This window comes from Sphingobacterium sp. NPDC055431, from assembly GCF_053644255.1.
In genome coordinates this window covers 63,023-82,387 of the sequence record NZ_JBSHLH010000009.1, presented here as the reverse complement: position 1 = coordinate 82,387, position 19,365 = coordinate 63,023, and the positions used below count along the sequence as shown (strand labels likewise).

General features: G+C 40.4%; 14 protein-coding genes. 9 read left to right on the top strand and 5 right to left on the bottom strand.

Going from position 1 to position 19,365, the window contains the following annotated elements; translation table 11 throughout:
• The first annotated feature begins 576 nt into the window (after positions 1-576).
• The 4 genes from rhaT to ACWIB3_RS10060 are packed head-to-tail and all read left to right on the top strand — an operon-like array spanning position 577 to position 6,448.
• Positions 577-1,650, top strand: a complete 1,074-nt coding sequence (gene rhaT, locus ACWIB3_RS10075; protein WP_254529510.1) for an L-rhamnose/proton symporter RhaT — start codon at positions 577-579, stop codon at positions 1,648-1,650.
• Positions 1,651-1,670: 20 nt separating this feature from the next.
• Complete coding sequence (locus ACWIB3_RS10070) at positions 1,671-3,779, top strand: bifunctional aldolase/short-chain dehydrogenase (RefSeq protein ID WP_454291516.1); 2,109 nt, start codon at positions 1,671-1,673, stop codon at positions 3,777-3,779.
• A 30-nt stretch (positions 3,780-3,809) separates the two neighbouring features.
• Positions 3,810-5,084, top strand: a complete 1,275-nt coding sequence (locus ACWIB3_RS10065; protein ID WP_454291515.1) for a sugar isomerase — start codon at positions 3,810-3,812, stop codon at positions 5,082-5,084.
• A gap of 8 nt (positions 5,085-5,092) precedes the next feature.
• The gene (locus tag ACWIB3_RS10060) at positions 5,093-6,448 is read left to right on the top strand and encodes an FGGY-family carbohydrate kinase (protein ID WP_454291514.1); all 1,356 of its coding nucleotides are present in this window, start codon (positions 5,093-5,095) and stop codon (positions 6,446-6,448) included.
• Positions 6,449-6,598: 150 nt separating this feature from the next.
• Here the strand turns inward: ACWIB3_RS10060 and ACWIB3_RS10055 are convergent, their stop codons facing one another.
• The gene (locus ACWIB3_RS10055) at positions 6,599-7,243 is read right to left on the bottom strand and encodes a LolA family protein (RefSeq protein ID WP_454291513.1); all 645 of its coding nucleotides are present in this window, start codon (positions 7,241-7,243) and stop codon (positions 6,599-6,601) included.
• Positions 7,244-7,246: 3 nt separating this feature from the next.
• A complete protein-coding gene (locus tag ACWIB3_RS10050) occupies positions 7,247-9,850 on the bottom strand; it encodes an FtsK/SpoIIIE family DNA translocase (protein ID WP_185217723.1) in 2,604 nt (867 codons plus the stop codon).
• Between the two features lie 212 nt (positions 9,851-10,062).
• Here ACWIB3_RS10050 and ACWIB3_RS10045 point away from each other — a divergent pair, with 212 nt between their 5' ends.
• Positions 10,063-10,761 (top strand): DUF4397 domain-containing protein, encoded by a 699-nt coding sequence (locus ACWIB3_RS10045; RefSeq protein WP_454291512.1) that lies wholly within the window; start codon positions 10,063-10,065, stop codon positions 10,759-10,761.
• A gap of 72 nt (positions 10,762-10,833) precedes the next feature.
• On the opposite strand, the gene tyrS is transcribed toward ACWIB3_RS10045, so the two are convergent.
• Positions 10,834-12,114, bottom strand: coding sequence for a tyrosine--tRNA ligase (gene tyrS, locus ACWIB3_RS10040; RefSeq protein ID WP_454291511.1), 1,281 nt, complete (start codon positions 12,112-12,114; stop codon positions 10,834-10,836).
• Between the two features lie 84 nt (positions 12,115-12,198).
• Here tyrS and ACWIB3_RS10035 point away from each other — a divergent pair, with 84 nt between their 5' ends.
• Both ACWIB3_RS10035 and ACWIB3_RS10030 read left to right on the top strand, forming a co-directional pair.
• Positions 12,199-12,882, top strand: a complete 684-nt coding sequence (locus ACWIB3_RS10035; RefSeq protein WP_454291510.1) for an ACP phosphodiesterase — start codon at positions 12,199-12,201, stop codon at positions 12,880-12,882.
• Between the two features lie 41 nt (positions 12,883-12,923).
• A complete protein-coding gene (locus ACWIB3_RS10030) occupies positions 12,924-14,615 on the top strand; it encodes an amino acid permease (protein WP_185217727.1) in 1,692 nt (563 codons plus the stop codon).
• Between the two features lie 50 nt (positions 14,616-14,665).
• Here the strand turns inward: ACWIB3_RS10030 and ACWIB3_RS10025 are convergent, their stop codons facing one another.
• Positions 14,666-16,606, bottom strand: a complete 1,941-nt coding sequence (locus tag ACWIB3_RS10025; RefSeq protein WP_185213431.1) for a KUP/HAK/KT family potassium transporter — start codon at positions 16,604-16,606, stop codon at positions 14,666-14,668.
• Between the two features lie 208 nt (positions 16,607-16,814).
• On the opposite strand from ACWIB3_RS10025, the gene ACWIB3_RS10020 reads away from it, so the two are divergent.
• Positions 16,815-17,261, top strand: coding sequence for a T9SS type A sorting domain-containing protein (locus ACWIB3_RS10020; RefSeq protein WP_454291509.1), 447 nt, complete (start codon positions 16,815-16,817; stop codon positions 17,259-17,261).
• 135 nt (positions 17,262-17,396) lie between these two features.
• Here the strand turns inward: ACWIB3_RS10020 and ACWIB3_RS10015 are convergent, their stop codons facing one another.
• The gene (locus tag ACWIB3_RS10015) at positions 17,397-18,686 is read right to left on the bottom strand and encodes a citrate synthase (protein ID WP_093100208.1); all 1,290 of its coding nucleotides are present in this window, start codon (positions 18,684-18,686) and stop codon (positions 17,397-17,399) included.
• 313 nt (positions 18,687-18,999) lie between these two features.
• On the opposite strand from ACWIB3_RS10015, the gene ACWIB3_RS10010 reads away from it, so the two are divergent.
• On the top strand, positions 19,000-19,362 hold the full coding sequence (locus ACWIB3_RS10010) for a BlaI/MecI/CopY family transcriptional regulator (RefSeq protein WP_185213434.1): 363 nt from the start codon (positions 19,000-19,002) through the stop codon (positions 19,360-19,362).
• Positions 19,363-19,365: the final 3 nt, after the last annotated feature.

Sequence of the window (19,365 nt, the reverse complement as noted above, 5' to 3'; positions counted from 1 at the left end):
CTATGACATTATTCTAAGACATAAGACAATAGACACAAGACAATAGACACAAGACAATAGACCGTTCAGCGCGCTAGGTCTTGTGTCTGTTTTTTTAAAGTTTTTGTCATCCTGGACCGAAGGTTCAGGAACTGTACGGCAATACAACCCGTTAAATCAGTAAAACCATATTTATGCAATATTCCGATAAGTTTCAATCCTTTCGGCAGACGGTCTGATCTTGGTCCATCCTCTCATCCCTTCCATCCTGGTTCAAAACATGATCTTGGTCCATCCTCTCATCATTTCCATCCTGGTTCAAAACGTATGTATCTGAAACACTCCTCCCAATTTCGGTTAAGATTATATCATTTAATTTGTTATTAGATAGATTGGCTGCTGTATTATGATTATTGTATAAAATGTTTTTACAGTACAAAATCTGAAAAAACATTAACCTTTTTAATCTTTTATTTAAAGTTTCAGTGAAGATATGTGACTTAAGTTACATACAGCATGACAGTGCATAACAGTTGAATGAAAGAAATAAAATATCTTCGGAATAACTTAAAAACCTAAATCACTTTTTGATCACGTATGAATGCATTAGCAGGAGTAATATTTCATTTTATTGGTGGCTTTGCGTCTGGTAGTTTTTACGTTCCGTTTAAGAAAGTAAAGGGCTGGTCTTGGGAGGCAATGTGGATTTTAGGTGGTTTGTTCTCTTGGATCATTGTTCCTCCGATTGCAGCATGGCTGACAATTCCCAATTTTTGGGATATCATCAGCAATACAGGAAACCATATTTTAGGATATACTTTTCTGTTTGGTATATTATGGGGAATAGGAGGGTTGACCTATGGTCTAGGGGTGAGATATTTAGGGGTTTCCTTGGGGAGCAGTGTGATTCTGGGACTGAGTATGGTCTTTGGTTCCCTGATGCCGGCCATATATTATTTCTTCAATAGGACCGAGGGGAAGCATGGCATTGATTATTTCTTTACGGAGAACGCTGGAATCTGTGTGATGGTTGGCCTGTTGGTCTGTGTGGTTGGGATCTATTTATGTGGGAAGGCAGGTGTGCTAAAGGAAAGAAGTTTGGGAGCCTTGGGATCAGAAGCGAAGGCAGACTATAATTTTGGGTTAGGGATCATTGTCGCTATCGTATCTGGGGTTTTGAGTGCCTGTTTTAATTTTGGAATAGAATCCGGCAAACCCATGGCAGAAGTTGCCAATAATTTATGGAAGTCTGCGCATCCAGGTCAAGGTGAGTTTTTATACCAAAACAATGTAACCTATATCGTAATCCTCTGGGGTGGATTTAGCACAAATTTTTTATGGTGCCTGTACCTATTGATCAAGAACCATTCGTTTGTAGATTATACGAAAAGGGATACGCCAATTGGAAAGAACTTTTTGCTCTGTGCCATAGCCGGGACGACTTGGTACCTGCAGTTCTTTTTCTATGGGATGGGCGAAAGTAGATTGGGCAATGGTGCGAGTTCATGGATCCTGCACATGGCCTTTATCATTTTGATTTCCAATGCTTGGGGAATTGCCCTCAAGGAATGGAAAGGAGTTAGTAAACCAACATATACAGCGATCATTGCTGGAATAGCCACTATCATTCTGTCGATTTGTATAGTGGGATTTGCGAAAACATTAGAATAATAAACTAAATACATATAACTGTGAGAACATACAAACACGTTAATTATTTATGGGACGATGAGTACGCTCAACAGCTTGCGGGTGATGAGGTAGCTCTGTTATTATACCGTTCTAACATTTTAGGATCGGATTTAAGGATTACCAATTACGGCGGAGGAAATACCTCTTGCAAGGTAATGGATAAAGACCCCTTGACCGGAGAGGAAGTAGAGGTAATGTGGATCAAAGGTTCAGGAGGGGATATAGGAACATTGAAGAAGTCCGGACTAGCTGCTTTATATGTAGATAGGCTACGGGATCTTGAAAAAGTGTACCGAGGGATAGAACATGAAGATGAGATGGTTGAACTGTTCAATCACTGCATTTTTGATCTAGCGTCGAAAGCACCTTCAATCGATACCCCATTACATGGATTTTTACCATTCAAACATATTGATCATCTTCACCCCGATGCAGCGATTGCCATCGCGGCAGCCAAGGATGGCAAGAAAATTACCCATGAGCTCTTTAACGGGACCATTGGTTGGGTGGATTGGCAAAAACCAGGCTTTGACCTTGGATTGCAATTGCGTGAATGTCTGGAAGAAAATCCGGGCATCCGCGGCATCATGTTGGGTTCCCATGGTCTATTTACCTGGGGCGACAATGCAAAGGATTGCTATATCAATTCCTTGGATGTGATTGAAGCTTGTGCGAATTACCTGGAAGAAAACTACGGTAAGAACAGAGCAATATTTGGGGGGCAGAAAGTAGAAAGTCTGGATCCTAAAGGAAGACAAGTACAGGCGGCTAAAATAGCGCCTATTTTAAGAGGGTTCTGTTCCAGTGAACGCCACATGATTGGTCATTTCACAGATGACCACCGTGTACTGGAATACATCAACTCCAATGATCTGGAGAAATTGGCACCATTAGGTACCAGCTGTCCAGATCATTTCTTGAGAACCAAGATACAGCCATTGATCCTGAACCTGGACAAGGATGAAGACTTGAATGATGTAAAAGCATTGAAGGAGAAACTTGCTCCCCTGTTTGAGGATTATAGGGCCATGTATACGGAATATTATGAAACCTGTAAACACCCGAACAGCCCAGCGATCAGGGATAGAAATCCAGTGATCATTATTTATCCTGGTGTAGGGATGTTTGCCTTTGCGAAAGACAAACAAACGGCAAGGGTAGCCGCGGAGTTCTATACCAATGCGATCAATGTGATGAAAGGTTCAGAGGCGGTAAGTGAATATACATCCTTGCCTAGACAAGAAGCTTTCAATATTGAATATTGGCTGCTTGAGGAAGCAAAATTACAGCGTATGCCGAAACCGAAAGCCTTATCGGGAAGGATTGCCTTGGTGACAGGTAGTGCCGGCGGTATAGGCAAGGCTATCGCCAAGAAATTTGCCGAAGAAGGTGCTGTCATTGTACTGAATGACTTAAATGCTGAAAGATTGGCTGGTGCAAAAAAAGAATTTGAAGCTGCTTTTGGAAATGACAATGTAGTCTCTGTACCTTTAGATGTAACCAATGAAGAACAGATCAAAGTCGCATTTGAAAAAGCATGTTTAAATTACGCAGGTATTGACATCGTAGTGAACAATGCTGGGCTATCGATTTCAAAAACCATTGAGGACCATAGTACAAAGGATCTTGATCTATTATACGATGTTTTGGTGAAGGGACAGTTTTATGTCACTCAACAAGCTGTACATGTCATGAAAGCTCAAGGAATAGGCGGGGATATCCTCAATATTGTGAGTAAGAATGCGTTGGTAAGTGGACCAAACAATGCTGGATATGGCAGTGCCAAGGCCAGCCAATTACACCTTAGTCGCTTAAATGCCGCAGAGTTAGGTCCAGACAAGATCAGGGTCAACGTGGTAAATCCAGATGCGGTTATTTCGGACAGTAATATCTGGGCCGGAGGATGGGCCGAAGGAAGAGCAAAAGCCTATGGTATATCTGTTGAAGAGTTGCCGGCTTTCTATGCGAAACGAACTTTATTAAATGAGGTGATCTTGCCGGAAGATATTGCCAATGCATGTTTTGCCTTTGTTGGCGGTCTGTTGAACAAATCAACAGGGAATGTATTGAATGTAGATGGTGGAGTTGCCATGGCCTTTGTGAGATAAGGGCCGTTCCAATAACATAAAGCAGATACGATGAGAATTGCGAAAGAACAGATTGAAGAGCACAATAGGAAATTGGAAAGTAGGCATCAGCGTGCTTTCCAATTTCTGAAAGAAGATATTCAAGGGATTGAAGCTATTGTATCGAAGCTTGAAAAGTTTCAGGTTGCCATTCCTAGTTGGGCTCTGGGAACGGGAGGTACCCGTTTCGGGAGGTTTAGTGGTAAGGGTGAGCCTGGGACATTGGAGGAAAAGATTGAGGACGTAGGTTTATTACATGCCTTAAATCGGTCAAGTGGTGCCATTTCATTGCATATCCCTTGGGATATCCCTCAAGATTCCCAAAAGATCAGGGATATGGCAGCTTCCTTTGATCTAAAATTTGATGCGGTAAATTCCAATACCTTTCAGGACCAGAAAGGTCAAGCATTAAGCTATAAACATGGCTCTTTGCAGCATGTGGATCCGAAGGTCAGGAAACAGGCTGTTGCCCATAATAAAGAGGTTATTGACCATGGAATAGCGTTAGGGTCGAAGGCGCTGACAGTATGGTTGGCGGATGGTTCATCCTTTCCTGGTCAATTGAACTTTCGGGAAGCTTTTCAAAATACCTTGGAAAGTCTGAAAGAGATCTATGCCCATCTGCCGGCGGATTGGAAATTGTTTGTGGAGTATAAAGCATTTGAACCTTTCTTTTATTCGATGACCATTGGAGATTGGGGGCAATCTTTGCTATTGGCTACAAAGTTGGGACCTAAGGCATATACGCTGGTTGATCTGGGCCATCATCTTCCTAATGCCAATATTGAGCAGATTGTTTCTTTATTGCTGATGGAAGGAAAATTAGGTGGTTTCCATTTCAATGATAGTAAATATGCTGATGATGACCTCACTGCTGGGGCAATTAAGCCTTACCAACTCTTCTTGATCTTCAGTGAGTTGGTGGAGGGTATGGATGCCCGAGGGATGGACCATGTCAGTGATTTAGGTTGGATGATCGATGCTTCGCATAACTTGAAAGATCCATTGATTGATTTATTGCAATCCGTTGAAGCAATCTTGATTGCCTATGCGCAAGCGCTTTTGGTAGACCGAGAAGCATTGAAAGCGGCTCAACAAAATAATGATATCGTTAAAGCACAGAACATCTTGCAGGACGCATTCCGCACAGATGTCCGACCGATAGTAGCTGAAGCAAGATTACGGTCTGGAGCTGCATTGGATCCACTACAAATGTTCGATGAACTAGCTGTTAGGGATCAATTAGTGAAAGAAAGAGGTGAAAATTCAGTTGCTACGGGATTATAAAAAAATAAATGGGACAAAAAGAACGTATACCTGTTGTTGCCATTTTTGATGTTGGCAAAACGAACAAAAAATTGTTCTTATTTGATGAACATTATCAGATCGTCTTTGAAAAATCAGCACGTTTTTTAGAAACAGTCGATGAGGATGGAGATCCATGTGAAAATATTGAAAGCTTGAGGCTTTCCGTGTTTGATTCGCTACATGAGATTTTCCGTAAAACAGAATTTGAAGTTAAAGCAATCAACTTTACTTCCTATGGAGCAAGCTTTGTTCTGATCAAAGAGGATGGACAACCGCTGACTCCACTGTACAATTATTTGAAAGCCTATCCCCAGGAACTGAAAGACGAACTCCATAATCAATACGGGGGTTTGGAAAAATTCAGTTTAGATACGGCATCGCCAGATTTAGGGAGTTTAAACTCCGGTCTGCAATTGTTTCGGGTGAAGAAAGAAAGGCCTCAGGTCTTCAAAGAGGTCCATTGTGCACTGCATCTGCCACAATACCTCAGTTTCTTGCTTTCTGGCAAGCTCTATTCGGATAAGACGAGCATTGGTTGCCATACAGCTCTTTGGGATTACCATAAGCAGTATTATCACCAATGGGTTAAGGATAATGGCATTGATGAAAAATTGGCTCCGGTAGTGGAAGCGGATGAAGTGTTCTCGGCAAATTTTCCGGGAAGTACTTTTGTGATCGGTTCTGGCCTTCATGATAGTTCATCGGCCTTGATTCCGTACCTGTTGAATTTTCATGAGCCATTCGTTTTGATCTCCACAGGAACCTGGTGTATCTCTTTGAATCCCTTCAACCATAGTCCACTGACTAAATCAGAGTTGGAGCAGGATTGTTTATTTTACCTGTCTTATGCAGGTGATCCTGTCAAAGCTTCGCGACTGTTTGCAGGACATGAACATGATGTGCAATCCAAACGTATTGCGGATCATTTTGCTGTTACGACAGCAAAATTCAGGAATATGGATATTGATTGGAATTTAATAGAGGACTTACAAAAGAAAGAGACTTCGGATGAATTGGATGCCTTCTCAAAACTGGATCTAAATCAATTTAAGGACTATAAAGAGGCCTACCATTCCTTTATGTTGCACCTGGTGAAGGCGCAGGTACGATCGACCAATTTGATCATGGATCAAGGAAAGATCAGTAGAGTCTTTGTGGATGGAGGATTCAGCAAGAATTCTATCTATATGAACCTGTTGGCCAAGGAGTATCCGCAGGTGGAAGTTTATGCTGCATCTATGGCGCAGGCCACGGCTGTAGGAGCAGCCCTAGCAATTCATGAACATTGGAATACCTTGCCTGTACCAAATGACCTGATCGAGCTGCGGTTCTTTCGGGCATAGTTTAGAATTTTCATTATAATTTTTTAGAATAAGTATAAGAAGGCCTCAGCAATGAGGCTTTTTTATTTTTGCGATGGTTGGGGGCTTATGCAACAAAAAGGCGAGCAACCCAGGGTTGACTCGCCTTTTTTATATGAAATGTTTGGTTTCTTAACGTAAATCTACGACTTCAAATCCTGGGTAATTTCCTTTGTTAAATTGGAAAGTCGAACCAGCAATTGGGCTGTTGACATACAGGCCGTTAATGGTATAAGTATACTTAGCGCCAGATTTGTCAAAGATGGTTACATCATGGATATGCTTGTTCTTGTTGATGCGGACCTGGATCTTGGAATAATTACTCTTTGCATCCTCAGGAGTCAAGTCAATTGCGGTCAACTTTCCAGCAGCAGCATCTGACTGATTGGAAGAACTTCCATATTTATATCCTGATTTATAGAAGGTGAAAATATTGTTGGGTCCAATGGATTGTCCAGAATTGTCAGCTTCAGAAACCTGAACTTCTTTATCTTCCTTAAGAACGGACCAAGTGGATTTGCCATCAGAAATCAGGTCCTGTGTAGGCAATGAAATCTTATACTGATTGGAAGGTTTGTTCAGGAACAATTTTCCTTTGTCGGTATAGTTCTCGCCATTCGCCTGCGTAGCTTTAAAAGTGAATTCGGATTGAATGGTTTTGTAGCCATCATATTTTTGGGACACTTCATCCAAGATTTTCTTGGTTGAACCATTTTGTCCGAAAGCTAATGTTGCACTAAATAGGGCAATAAATACATAGATAAATCTCATCATCATTAATTAATCTTTTCTTAATGTTTCCAAATATTGTTCCAATGAATATTCATCGGGATAGAGCACCTCGCGTGCTTTACTTCCTTCAAAAGGACCTACAATACCTGCAGCTTCCAATTGATCGATGATCCTACCAGCGCGGTTATAACCTAATTTTAATTTGCGCTGAATCAATGATGTTGAGCCTTGTTGATGCATGACGATCAGCCGTGCAGCTTCCTCAAACAACTGGTCTCTATCGGACATGTCGAAATCCGCTAAGCCGGAACCTTCACCATTTTCATCAATGTACTCTGGTAATAGGTGGGCGGATGGATAACCACGCTGCGATCCGATGAAATCAGAAATCTGATCTACCTCAGGTGTATCGACAAAGGCACATTGGATACGGATAAGGTCACTACCTGTTGCAAGCAACATGTCACCACGACCAATTAATTGGTCGGCACCGCCACTATCCAAGATGGTCCTTGAGTCGGTTTTCGAAAGTACCCTGAAAGCAAGTCGAGCTGGGAAGTTAGCTTTTATGGTACCTGTAATGATATTCACGGAAGGTCTTTGTGTTGCAATGACCAAGTGGATACCCACGGCACGGGCTAACTGAGCAAGACGAGCGATAGGAGTTTCTACTTCCTTACCGGCAGTCATGATCAAATCGGCAAACTCATCAATTATAAGAACTATAAATGGTAAGAATCGATGACCCTCCTCAGGGTTTAATCGACGATTGATAAATTTTGCATTATATTCCTTTAAATTCCTTACCTGTGCATTTTTTAATAGATCATAACGTTGATCCATTTCAATACAAAGGGAATTTAAGGTGTTGATTACTTTTTTCGTGTCGGTGATGATTGGTTCATCCTCATTAGGCAGTTTTGCCAAGAAATGTCTTTCGATTTTCTTGAATAAGGATAACTCTACTTTCTTAGGGTCGACCAGGACAAACTTTAACTCGGCTGGATGCTTCTTGTAAAGCAACGAAGTTAAAATCGCATTGATACCAACCGATTTACCCTGACCAGTAGCACCCGCTACCAATAAGTGCGGCATTTTTGCCAAATCGGCAATATATACCTCATTGGAAATGGTTTTTCCTAAAGCGATAGGTAAGTCCATATCTGACTTTTGGAATTTCTCGGTGGTCAAGATAGAACGCATCGATACCATTTCAGGCGTGGAGCTTGGTACCTCAATACCAATCGTTCCTTTACCCGGCATTGGTGCAATGATACGGATACCCAAGGCTGCTAAACTAAGGGCAATATCATCCTCCAAATTCTTGATCTTAGAAATACGAACGCCCGGTTTTGGGATGATTTCATATAAGGTCACCGTTGGTCCGATGGTCGCTTTGATATGTTCGATTTCAATGCTGTAGTTTCTCAGCGTTTCAACAATTCTGTTTTTGTTGGCTTCAAGCTCCTGTTGGTTGATCGTGATTTTACCGGAGCCATAATCTTTCAATAGATCTAAACCTGGGTATTGGTATCCTGATAGGTCTAGTTTAGGATCATATTCTCCAAATTTCTCCACTAAGTCATTGGCTGATATCGGTTTTTCTTCAATGACTCTTTCCACAGTAAGTGCAGGTTCTGCAACCTCTTCAGATTTCTTTACTGGGGCAGGAGGGGGATCAATGCTGAGCTCGATTTCTTTTTCCTGGTTCTCAACAAAGTTTGTGTTGGGCTTGATAGCATTCACATTCAATGGAAGAGATACCGTATTGTCCTCTTCTTTGTTGGACGTGAAATCAACACTGCCAATTTCTTCTTCTTCCTCATCAGGTACAGCATAGGTATCTGTAGCGATGTTTTGCTGTGTATTGGCCTTGATCTTATTGTTGACCGTGGTATAATTTTGATCATCTTCTTCAAATTCTTCATCCTCGTCTTCCAATTGTTTTTTGGAGGACTGGAATGAGAATCTTAAGTCGTAGTTGTACAGCAATACCAAGGCTGTCAAGAAAATAAATACGAGCAAGCCGCCGGTCCCTACGGTTCCGATTTGATTTTTTAGGATCTGGTTGGTCCAGAAACCAAATTTACCTTCAAGGATATGGGGTGTATTGGATATAAAATCTTGGGCGAAACCAAGGGTAATTGACAAGAGGATAATAGCTACAAGGGAATATATCACGGTTTTCCAAACAGGAAGGATCGATCTTTTGTAAAGGAACTTGTAACCGATAACAAATAAGACCAAAATAAATAGAAAGGAAGCGACGCCAAACCACTCATAGATAAATTGATTGGCTAATAGGGCTCCGAACTTTCCGAGTTTATTCTGAACGATTGGTGTTTCAATGGTTTCATCATGGATTTCTTCGGTAGTTTGCATCAAAGTGCTCCATCCGCCATTGCTTTGGGCGATGTAGCTTTGGTCAGATTGCCAAGTGAACAAATAGGAAACAAATGCAACGGTGAATAGCCCAGCGAGCAAAAGAAGAAATAAGCCTAATATTTTTAGAGCCTTTCTCTGACCTTCCGAAAAGTTGAATTGGTCAAAAGACTTGGTTTTTGCTCTTTTTTGATAGGAAATAGTAGTGTTCTTCGTCTTCTTAGTCCCAGTGCTACCACTACCGTTTTTAAATGTATTTAATTTAGCCATTAATTATGACGTGATTTACGTTAGTACAAACTTAAAAAAAACTTTTAGGATTCCATTGTGTAGGTCATAACACAACATGGTATCATGTCCTGTTAAAAACAATTGAAATCGATAAAGCTAATGCATAAATAGTTCATTGATTTGAATTCATTGAGCTGTAGCAATAAGCTCTCCAAATTCGTTGTATCTTTGAATATAAAGAATTTTGAAGTATGTTTCCAAGAAATAAATATTTGCTGCCTGTAATAGCGCTTTGTTTTACGATTTTTATGCAAGGTTGTGCCAAGGATGATGGCGTTGGACCTGAAAATCTGGACAGCGATAGTTTTTCAGGTATTGCTGCTTTCAATGCCATCGAAGGAACAAGTAACCTACAGCTTTTGATCGATGGGAAATTAATCAACAAGGACGACGAGAATTTTAGCACAGGAGGATACCTTAACCACCGTACTTTATTTCCAGGAAAAAGATCGTTGGAGCTGAAAACAATAAAGGGAGATGTTTTGTATGCCACAGAGAAAGTTTTTCAGAGTCCAAAAATTTACTCATACTTTTTTTATGGCACTAACAAAAGGGAACCGCTTGTAACAGAGGATGATGTGATTATGCCTGAAACAGGTAAGATGAAAGTTAGGCTGGTAAACCTGGTGTCAGATTCTAAACTTAAATTGGACTTTCAATACCTGAATTCAAAAGTGACCCATGATATGGAGGATAGAGTCTTCGGATTGAATGAATACTCCTCGAAGGAAGATTTTAAGTTTGAAATCAGCTCCACCGACCGTAAATATGATAATATTGAAATAAATTTAGATGGAAAAGATCGCGCCGTTTTTTCGATCGTATTGTACTCCGATCAACAGGAAAATGCGGAGAAAAGGGAAATAAAATATAAAATATTGGAACTCTAATCGGATTGGAGGTCAAAAAGAAAGCCCGTAATCAAGTCGATTACGGGCTTTCTTTTTGATATAGCTTGATCTTTATGCTACAGTGATCAAGTAGTAGTTTTTCTTACCACGTTGAGAAATTAAGTATTTGTCATTGATTAGGTTGCTGGTGTTTACTAGCAATTCAATGTCTGTTAATTTCTCGCGGTTCAAGGAAACTCCACCACCTTGCAACATTTTTCTAGCTTCACCTTTGGAAGGGAAAACCTGTGTTTCAACCAGTAGATCCAAGATGTTGATGCCTTCGGCTAATTTTGCCCTTTCCAAGTTGGATTGAGGAACACCATCGAATACCTCAAGTACGGCATCATGGTCTAAGTTAGCTAGGAAAGAAAGGTCTCCGTTTCCAAAAAGGAATTCCGAAGTCTTAACCGCTGTTTCGTAGTCTAGTTCAGAGTGCGTACGTGTTGTGATGTCCTTAGCTAATGCCTTTTGAACAATTCTCAAGTGCGGTGCTGCATCATGTTCAGCGATAATGGCATCAATTTCTTCCTTGGTTTTCAAGGTGAAGATCTTGATCCAGTTTTTAGCGTCATCATCAGTTGCATTCAACCAGAATTGATAATATTTATAAGGAGAGGTTTTCTTAGCGTCCAACCATACTGCCCCTGATTCTGTCTTACCGAACTTCTGTCCGTCAGACTTTTTGATCAATTGCGTAGTTAATCCGAAAACAGTCCCTTGTTCTAATCTGCGAACGATTTCACTTCCTGTAACGATGTTACCCCATTGGTCAGAACCACCCATTTGGATTTTGCAGTTCTGGTTTTTCCAAAGATAATAGAAGTCATAACCTTGAATTAATTGATAGGAGAACTCAGTGAAGGAAAGGCCGTTTTCGCCTTCCAAACGTTTCTTTACAGAATCTTTGGCCATCATATAATTCACGGTAATCAGCTTACCAACGTCACGGATGAAATCCAAGAAACTGAAGTCCTTGAACCAATCGAAGTTGTTCACCATTTTTGCATCTGTTTCACCTTCGCCAAATGTTAAGAATTTGGTCAATTGATGTTTCAGGGATGCAACATTGTGAGCTAACGTAGCTTCATCAAGAAGATTACGTTCAGCTGATTTGAATGAAGGGTCTCCGATCATACCTGTAGCACCTCCAACAAGGGCAACAGGTTTGTGGCCTGCGTGTTGAAAGTGGATCAGGGTCATGATTTGAGTTAAATGACCAACATGTAGAGAATCGCCTGTCGGGTCGAAGCCGATATATCCCGCTACTTGTTCTTTGTTTAACAATTCTTCTGTTCCTGGCATGATGTCTTGAAGCATGCCTCTCCAGCGTAGTTCTTCTACAAAGTTCATAATATACCCTTAAGATTTTTATTTAAGTTGCAAAGATACGAGATTAAACTGTATCTTTCAGATAATTATTGTTTGATATAGCGGATGAATTTTCTCTCACATTTCTATTTTGAAAGGTTTGCAACTATCCCTGAGCGTGTTCTTGGCTCTTTGTTGCCTGACTTGTTGAAGAATGTAGATAAGTCCTATATCTTTCATCCCCAAAAATTCGAGGAACAGCTTTTTGCCCATCCCCTGACCATGGAAATATCCGAAGGTTGGTATCGGCATGTGGAGGTGGACAAGTTATTCCATAGCAGTGAGTTCTTTTTGAACCATTGCCATCACCTGAGACGTAAGCTGGACCCTGTATTGGAAGGTACGCCGATCCGTGGGACTTTCATGGCGCATATCGCAGTAGAATTGATGCTCGACCATTTGTTGATCAAGCATCAGCTTGTCAATGTTTCGAGATTATATGAACACCTGGAAAATGTTCACAAACCAATTATGAAAAGTTATTTGAAAACCATCGGTGTGGAGGATATTGATGGGTTTGTTGCCTTTTATGATAAATTCCTAGCATGGAAGTATATTTTTGATTATAAAGATCTTGATCAGATTTCAAAGCCACTGATCAATATTTCAAAACGTATCTGGACCTTTGAGACCCCAAAGGGAATACATGAAGGATTGACCGAGGTCTTGGTCGATTATTGCAATGAAGATATGAAGGACTTCAAGGATATCTACACATATATTCAGGATAACTTGACATATTTGTCATAATTTTTTTCACTTTTGTTACTTGTCCAATAAATTAACTTAATATGGCTAATAGACTTTTCCGAAAGAAAAGCGTAGATCAAATTCTTTCAGACGCTGAACATGGTGGTTCTGGATTAGCAAAAATTTTAGGAGTTCGAGATTTAGTTTCCCTTGGTATTGCAGCCATCGTAGGGGCTGGTATTTTCAGTACCATAGGTTTGGCTAGCTACAATGGAGGTCCGGCTGTTTCGCTGCTCTTCGTTTTTGTGGCTTTTGCCTGTGTGTTTACTGCTCTTTCCTATGCTCAGTTTGCGAGTACCGTACCGGTTTCCGGTAGTGCATATACCTATGCCTATGTGGCATTTGGTGAATTGTTTGCTTGGATAATTGGCTGGGCCCTGGTGCTCGAATATGCCGTATCCAATATGGTAGTGGCCATATCATGGTCGCAGTATTTTGTGTCCATGCTGGAAGGCTTCGGGATACATCTCCCCAAATGGATGACCATGGCGCCAGGTTATGCCCTAGATGCGCATCAGAAGTTCCTGGAAGTAGGGATAGAGAATTTGGAGAAAATCGATAAGGTTGCTCTGCAGGCCTATGACACTGCGCCAAGGATCTTGGATATCCCGATTATCTTTGACATGCCTGCTGGATTGATCACTTTCCTGGTAACCTGGCTGGTGTATATCGGTATTAAAGAATCCCGGAAAGCCAGTAATATCATGGTGCTGATCAAGATCGGGATTATCCTCGCGGTGATTATCGGTGGTATTTTCTTTGTTAAACCGGAGAACTGGACTCCATTTGCCCCGAATGGTTTAGGAGGTGTAATGAGTGGGGTAGCAGCTGTATTCTTTGCTTTTATCGGTTTTGACTCCATTTCAACAACAGCGGAGGAGTGTAAGAACCCTCAAAGGGACCTTCCAAAAGCGATGATCTATTGTTTGTTGATCTGTGCCGTGCTTTATGTGGCGATCACACTTGTATTGACAGGAATGGTGAATTATAAGGAATTGAATGTGAAGGATCCATTGGCATATGTGTTCGAATACGTAGGCTTCGATCATATGGCAGGGATTATTTCGGTTACTTCCGTAATTGCGATTACGAGTGCTTTGCTTGTGTTCCAATTGGCTCAACCAAGGATCTGGATGACCATGAGTAGGGACGGGTTGTTATGGAAGAAGTTTGCAACTATTCACCCAAAATATAAAACGCCTTCTTTTGCAACGATCGTGACAGGTATCGTGGTGGCTGTCCCAGCATTGTTCTTCAAGATGGATTTCTTTGTCGATCTGACCTCTGTAGGTACTTTCTTCGCATTTATCCTAGTGTGTTGCGGGGTGTTGTATATGGATCATTCCGGCTTATCCAAACGTTCTAAGTTTAGAGTGCCATATGTCAATGGGAAATACATCGTAGGTATTGGATTAATTGTTGGCTTGATACTCGCTGTTAAGTTTAGTGGAGAGTCCATTTCAGATTGGATGAGTATGGGGTCTTCAGCGATTCTTTTGCATAAATCTTTAGTGATCGTATTTTGGTTGGCTTGGTTGGTGTTGAGTGTGTTGAGTTTTAAATATAACTTTTCATTACTGCCGGTCATTGGAATCTTGGTAAACCTTTACCTGATGTCTGAATTAGGGGCGAGTAACTGGATTATCTTTATCCTGTGGTTACTGGGTGGTTTAGCGATATATTTTGGTTATGGCTATAGAAACTCCAAGTTGAGAAATATCGACACAAAATAGATTGAGATAAAAAGCATTAGAAAAGGCTGCCAATCATTGGCAGCCTTTTTTTATAATCTAGTAAGTTTTACTTCTCCCGTGTTTGGAATGGTCAGTGGCACCCGCTCCAATGTTACGAAGCTACTGTCGAGTCCAAATCCTTTCTCCTCGGAAAGACTGAATTTCTTCAAGATCTTATAGATCTCAAGGATGATCTTTTCATTCCATTTCAAGAAGTGGGTCTTAGAAATCACTTTTTCCAATACTACGAAATTGAAATCACCTGGAATATTATGTTTCTTCAAGGTTTCGTAATTACTTGTGATATCTATCTCACCCTTGTTTACCATATCTTCCACAACCTTACGAAACAATAAACTGATCTTCTGCTCCTCACGGAAACCTAAGTGAAAGTCTATCCGGATAAGTTTTCCAGGGATCAATTGGGTGACTTTATATTCCCTTGTATGTGGGTTGTCCATTACATCAACGTGAACCAACCAATACACATCGGCACGTTTGGGCTTCTTGTTGATTATTGAGTAGGTGATCTTAGCCTCTACCTCCGTTAAGTTATTGGCACTGGTCAAATAAACCAGGTGAGATGAAAACTGAGGTACCGTTTTGTCCTCACTAAGTTCAGATAGGATAGGGTAGTAGTCTTGGATATTGACGAATTTGACAAATCTGTTCTTGATCTTCCTTGCACCAAACCAGCTGTACATCACTATGAACAAGGTTAATGCAAGCAATAGGGTCAACCAACCACCATGTGCAATTTTACTGATATTACCCACTAAAAAGGCTAGTTCGATGACGGTGTAAACCGATGCGAATAAGCCAATCAGGATTGGGTTGATGCGTTTTCTGATCATGAATACGGTCATCAGGATGGTCGTCATGATGAAGGTCAGGTTAATGGCAAGACCGTAGGCTGCCTCCATATTGCTGGATTCCCTGAATATCAGGATGATCAGCATACAGCCCAGATATAGGATCAGGTTTACCGAAGGCACATAGATCTGACCTTTATGGTCACTTGGATATCGGATAGCAACCTTAGGCCAAATATTTAGTCGTACAGCCTCAGCAATCAAGGTAAAAGATCCTGAAATCATGGCTTGACTGGCAATTACTGCCGCAATGGTTGCAATAGTTACTCCCCATATAATGAACCAATCTGGCATGATCGCATAGAAAGGATTGACCTCACCGATCTGGGTTCCAACATGCTCCAATAACCAAGCTCCTTGACCGAAATAGTTGAATATCAACATCAGTTTCACATAGATCCAACTGATACGGATATTTGATTTTCCACAGTGACCCATATCTGAATAAAGCGCTTCAGCTCCCGTGGTACATAGGAAAATTGCACCTATGATGAACCAAGCATTGGGATAGTTGGCCAATAATTGATAGGCATAATATGGATTGATAGCTTTCCAGATTTCTGGATTATGTCCTAAGTATGAAAATCCTAAAACCCCAATTGTGGTGAACCAAATGAACATTAATGGTCCAAAGACCCGACCTACGATATTCGTTCCGAAACGTTGGATGATAAATAGCAGGGAAATGATGAGAACAACGACTGGTATGGTCGGAAAACCTGGGGTTTTGATAGCTAATCCTTCAACAGCTGATGAGATCGTGATCGCAGGAGTGATCATCCCGTCGGCCAACAGGGTACTACCCCCGATGATGGCCGGAATGATCAACCATTTCGCTTTCTTTCGGACCAAGGAATAGAGGGATAGGATCCCGCCTTCACCTTTGTTGTCCGCATTTAATGTAATGATGACATATTTAACGGTGGTCTGCAAGGTAAGTGTCCAAAAAATACACGATAGACCACCATAGATCATGATTTCTTGAATTTCACCTTTGTTAAAAATTGCTTTGAAAACGTAGAGGGGAGAAGTACCGATATCACCGAAAATGATACCTAGACTGATTAATAAACCTGTCCAGCTTAGGCGCTGTAGGTTTTGTTTATGATCTCCTGACATATATTTAATTATGTTTGATATCTTGTCTAAAATTAGAGGCGAAATTACAACTTTTAATGCGACAACGTATTTTCTTGTTAAAAATTGTTAAAGGCCATAAAAAACTCCAGAAAAAAAGCTAAAATTAATTACTTTTGTATTAGGATTTCTCGAATTATTGTTTACATTTGATTAAACCATAACCTTTATCGAGTATCCATATTGAAACATGAAATTAGAATTTAGAAAAATATCACACCTTGCTATCTGTTCCCTATGCCTATTAGTCGGCTTAGGAGGCACTGCGCAGGCTTCTAATTCAGGAGTTTCAACCCCACATTATTCCAGCTTTTCAACACTTGAGCCTTCTTCATTTGATATGATTAAGGCGAAAGAAGAAGACAATGACAAGCTTATCAATAATGTTAAAGTCTTCTACAACCCTATCTCAGAACAAATCTCTGTAACTTTTAAGCTCGCAAAGGTAAATAATATTACGATAAAAGTAATGGATGCCCTTGGAAATGAAGTCTTAAGTCTACACAATGGTAGTTTAGATGCAGGGATGCAGAACTTAAGTTTTGATACCCAACAGAAACTTTCCGAAGGTTTTTACTTCGTAAGAGTGTCTGGAGGCTCAGAAACAATCGTTAAGCGTATTTCAATCAGACAATAATCCAAAGATTTATATAAAATATTAAAGGCTCCAATTCTGGAGCCTTTTTAATTGCTGTAGAAATTTATTGACATTCAATATAAAAGCCCAACCGTCTTTTCGATGGTTGGGCTTTTTATTATGAATTTCTTCTTCTTATTTTCTGTCTGAGATCTCTACATATGGACGAAGGTTCTCGCCAATGTATACTTGTCTTGGACGTCCGATAGGTTCTTTGTTATCACGCATTTCTTTCCATTGCGCGATCCATCCTGGTAGACGGCCTAAAGCGAACAATACAGTGAACATATCCGAGTTAAATCCTAATGCACGGTAGATGATACCAGAATAGAAGTCAACGTTTGGATATAATTTACGGTCAATGAAATATTGGTCATTCAGGGCAGCTTCTTCAAGACGCTTTGCGATATCCAATACAGGATCTTGAACCCCTAATTTTTCCAATACATCGTCACAAGCTTTCTTGATGATCTTCGCACGTGGGTCGAAGTTTTTGTACACACGGTGACCGAATCCCATCAAACGGAAAGGATCGTTCTTGTCTTTCGCTTTTGCTAAATATTTATCGGCATCCCCGCCATCTTCTTTGATAGCCTCAAGCATTTCAATTACTGCTTGATTAGCACCGCCATGCAATGGACCCCATAGGGCATTGATACCGGCAGAGATAGAAGCGTACATGTTCGCATTGGATGATCCAACCATTCTTACCGTTGATGTAGAACAGTTCTGTTCGTGGTCAGCATGTAAGATCAATAATTTATGCATCGCATCGATTACCAAAGGATCGAATGTTTTGTCTTGGTTTACTTCACCAAAGATCATGTTCAGGAAGTTCTCGATATAACCGAAGTTATTCTTAGGGTAAACCACCGGATGACCTAATGATTTCTTTTGGATCCATGAAACGATCGTAGGCATCTTAGCCAATAGGTTGATGATTGTTTTATTTTCTTCCTCTTCCGTTTGGTTAGGGTTTAGGGACTCTGGGTAGAAAGATGACAATGCACCTACTAAACAAGATAATTGACCCATTGGATGAGACTTCGATGGGAAACCTGCGAAGAAGTTTTTCATGTCCTCGTGGATCATCATCTGAGCCCTGATATCGGAACGGAATTTCTCTAATACGTCTTTTGTCGGTAGCTCGCCATAAATCAATAGATAAGCTACTTCCAAGAAAGTTGATTTTTCTGCTAAATCTTCAATTGCGTATCCTCTATATCTAAGGATACCTTTTTCTCCATCTAAGAAAGTGATGGCGCTCTTTGTAGAACCTGTGTTTTTGAATCCTGGATCTAATGTAATGTATCCAGAAGAATCTCTTAATTTTGAAATATCTAGGGCTTTCTCATTTTCTGTTCCTGTGATAACAGGCATTTCATATGTAGACCCATTTAAGTTAATAGATGCAGTTTCAGACATAATCAAATTTCTTGTATTATTTGTGTTTTATACTTTTATCGTATTCTTACAAATGTATAAAATTGATTTCTATTTTCAGATGTATAATATGAATAATTATGACACAAAACAGTCATTTTAAGACAATTTATGTGTATTAATTAGATTACTTGTCCAATCAGGACAAATCTTTGTTCGCATAGCCCTAATTCTCCTTTTTTAACTAAATAGGCAGCCTAATCCGTTCATTTCCAGTGAGCCAAACAGATAAAATATGTTAAATAGTTTGGAAGTCTACGAAAAGTTCGTAATTTAGTGATAAATACGTAGAGCAATGGAAAAACTGACCGCACAAGAAGAAGAAGCCATGTTGTCAATCTGGCAATTAAACGGAGGATTTGTCCGCGAGATTTTGGATAATTTGAAAGATAAAGAGATGCCTTACACGACCTTGGCTTCCACTATCCGCAATCTAGAAAAGAAGGGCTTTGTAAAGGCGGTCAAATATGCCAATGCAAAGCGATATGAACCCATATTAAATGCAGAGGAATACAAAGCTAAATTTATGAATTCCTTTGTAGGAGATTATTTCAGGAATTCCTATAAAGAAATGGTTTCTTTCTTCGTGAAAGAAGAGAAGCTAAGCCAAAAGGAATTGGAAGAAATCATGGACATGATCAAGAACAATAAATCCTAAGCG